The organism is Thomasclavelia sp., from assembly GCF_017889095.1.
Lineage (GTDB): Bacteria > Bacillota_I > Bacilli_A > Erysipelotrichales > Coprobacillaceae > Thomasclavelia.
The window spans coordinates 1-2,874 of sequence record NZ_JAGHEW010000280.1 but is presented as its reverse complement, the minus strand read 5'-3'; the positions used below and the strand labels follow the sequence as shown (position 1 = coordinate 2,874).

Genomic DNA, 2,874 nt, shown 5'->3' with positions numbered 1-2,874 from the left:
GGATGAAAGATGTAATAGGTGCTTTTGTATCACAATTTGAAAAAACACAGGTAGCGGGGTAGTTAACTATGCCTGGAGGAATGCAAGAGATCAAACGACGGATCAAATCGGTTGAATCGACTAAGAAAATAACTAAAGCAATGGAGTTAGTAGCTACTTCTAAGCTTAGAAAAACTCGTAATCAACTTGATCAATCGAAACCTTATTATAGTGAAGTGGCACGTACAGTAGCACAGTTACTGGCTAATTGTCAGGATAACAGTGAAAGCATGTATCTAAGAAAAAACAATAAGACTACTAGAGATGCTTATATTGTAATTGGTTCTAGTTTAGGATTATGTGGTGGCTATAATGTAAATGTGTTTAAAGAAATTAAAGATGTAATTAAGGAAGACGATTATGTTTACAGTATTGGTTCTAAAGTAACTAGTTATTTGAAAAAGAATCATGCAGGAACAACTAATAATGAATTTGAGGATTTAATTAGTACGTTTGATTTTAAAGATGTTACTAGATTAGTAAGTCAATTAACTAGAATGTACTGTAATCAGGAAATTAGAAAGATTAGGATTGTCTATACTGAATTCGTTAATAATTTAACTTTTAAACCAAGAATAGTTACGTTATTGCCAATTGATACTGATACATTTGAAAATATTGAAATTTCTAATAAAGAAACGTTATTTGAGCCAAGTCCAGAAGAAGTGTTAAACAGCTTGATACCAATGTATTTACAAGCTGTTATTTATGGTTATATTATTGAATCGGTTACTAGCGAAAATGCTGCTAGAAGAACTTCGATGGAAAATGCTACTGATAATGCCGATGAACTTACAGAACAATTATTATTAAAATATAATCAAGCTCGTCAAACTGCGATTACAAATGAAATTAGTGAAATCGTGGCGGGAGCTAACGCACAATAAGGAGGTGCCGTATGTCACAAAATATTGGTAAAATAATTAGTGCCAAAGGGCCGGTAATTGATATCCAATTTAATGGTGATAATAGTTTGCCTGCGTTAAATACGGCAATTGAAATCCAAAACGGTGAAGAACTGTTAGTTGTTGAAGTTGCTCAACATATTGGAGATGATGTTGTTCGTTGTATTGCTATGGGACCAACAGATGGAGTAAAAAGAGGAATGGATGCAATCGATACTCAAAATCCAATTACTGTTCCTGTAGGAAACGAAACGCTAGGTAGAATGTTTAATGTTTTAGGACAACCAATTGATGGTAAAGATGCTTTAGATGATGAAGTTAAAAAAATGCCAATTCATCGTAGTGCACCAACATATGCTCAACAAAGAACAGAAACAGAAATTTTAGAAACCGGGATCAAAGTAGTTGACTTGATCTGCCCATTTATTAAAGGTGGGAAAATTGGTTTATTTGGTGGAGCCGGTGTTGGGAAAACGGTTTTAATTCAGGAGTTCATTAACAATATTGCAACTGAACATGGTGGTTTATCAGTGTTTGCTGGTGTTGGTGAACGTAGCCGTGAAGGTAACGATTTGTATTATGAAATGAAGGAAAGTGGCGTTCTTTCTAAAACTACTTTAGTTTTTGGGCAAATGAACGAACCACCAGGAGCTCGTTTAAGAGTTGGATTAACTGGATTAACCATGGCAGAGGAATTCCGTGATAGCCAGGGACAAGATGTATTATTATTCATTGACAATATTTTCCGTTTTACTCAAGCGGGTTCAGAGGTATCTGCATTGTTAGGACGTGTTCCTTCTCAAGCCGGATATCAGCCTACATTAGCGACAGAAATGGGAGCTTTACAAGAAAGGATCACTTCAACTAAAACAGGATCAATTACATCAGTTCAAGCAGTTTATGTTCCGGCTGATGATTTAACTGACCCTGCACCAGCAACAACATTTGCTCATTTGGATGCAAAAGTTGTTTTGGATCGTTCAATTGCAGCGTTAGGAATTTATCCAGCTGTTGATCCGCTAAATTCATCTTCAAGAGCCCTTGATCCATTAATTGTAGGAAAAGAGCACTATGAAGTAGCCCATGGGGTGCAACAAATTTTACAGCGTTTCCAAGAATTACAAGATATTATTGCTATTTTAGGGATGGATGAATTGGGTGAAGAAGATAAACAGACAGTTGCTAGAGCTCGTCGTGTTCGTAATTATTTGTCACAGCCATTTACTGTAGCAAGCCAGTTTACAGGAATGGATGGGAAATATGTTCGTGTTAATGATACTATTAAAGGGTTTAAAGAAATTCTTGAAGGTAAGTATGATGATTTACCAGAGCAGGCTTTCCACAATGTAGGTACAATTGAAGAAGCAGTTGAAAAAGCGAAGAAATTAGAAAATGAGTAAATTTAGATTAAAAATTGTTACTCCTAAAGGAGTATACCAAGAGGTGGAAGTCGATCAGTTGAATTTATGTTCAACAGCAGGACAAATTGGTATTTTGGCTCATCATATTCCTTTGGCTACTGGTGTAGAAATATCAATGATGAGTTATATAATTGATAACCAGCGATATGAATTTGCGCTTGGTGGTGGTTTCGTATACGTCAGTGACAATGAAACTAAATTAATTGTTAATTCGATTGAATCTAAAGAGGAAATCGATTTAAATCGAGCTAAAGAAGCAAAATCTCGAGCTGAACAAAGGATAAAAAATTCAGATGAAGACACAGATGTAATACGAGCTGAAATTGCCCTAAAAAAAGCAATCAACCGGATCAGGGTCAAGGGAGAGAAATAGATACAGACGCCAGATGAAGGCGTCTGTTTTTATGAAAATGTTAAAAGGGGAGGAGATGGACAGAGGGGCGCAAAAGGAGAGAGAAGTCAAAAAAGCAAAAAAAGTAAAAAAAGGTATTTACAAAAGGGAGGGGATG

3 protein-coding genes are annotated in these 2,874 nt (G+C 35.7%); all 3 read left to right on the top strand.

All coding sequences use genetic code 11. The features are described from left to right. Positions 1-68 precede the first annotated feature (68 nt). Genes atpG through atpC form a run of 3 tightly spaced genes read left to right on the top strand, consistent with a single transcriptional unit; the run spans position 69 to position 2,738 of the window. Complete coding sequence (atpG, locus tag J7M77_RS12480) at positions 69-926, top strand: ATP synthase F1 subunit gamma (RefSeq protein ID WP_296879053.1); 858 nt, start codon at positions 69-71, stop codon at positions 924-926. Between the two features lie 11 nt (positions 927-937). After that, positions 938-2,344 (top strand): F0F1 ATP synthase subunit beta, encoded by a 1,407-nt coding sequence (gene atpD, locus J7M77_RS12475; protein WP_296879051.1) that lies wholly within the window; start codon positions 938-940, stop codon positions 2,342-2,344. Next, positions 2,337-2,738 (top strand): ATP synthase F1 subunit epsilon, encoded by a 402-nt coding sequence (gene atpC / locus J7M77_RS12470; RefSeq protein WP_296879049.1) that lies wholly within the window; start codon positions 2,337-2,339, stop codon positions 2,736-2,738. The genes atpD and atpC overlap by 8 nt, the downstream gene beginning before the upstream one ends. Positions 2,739-2,874: the final 136 nt, after the last annotated feature.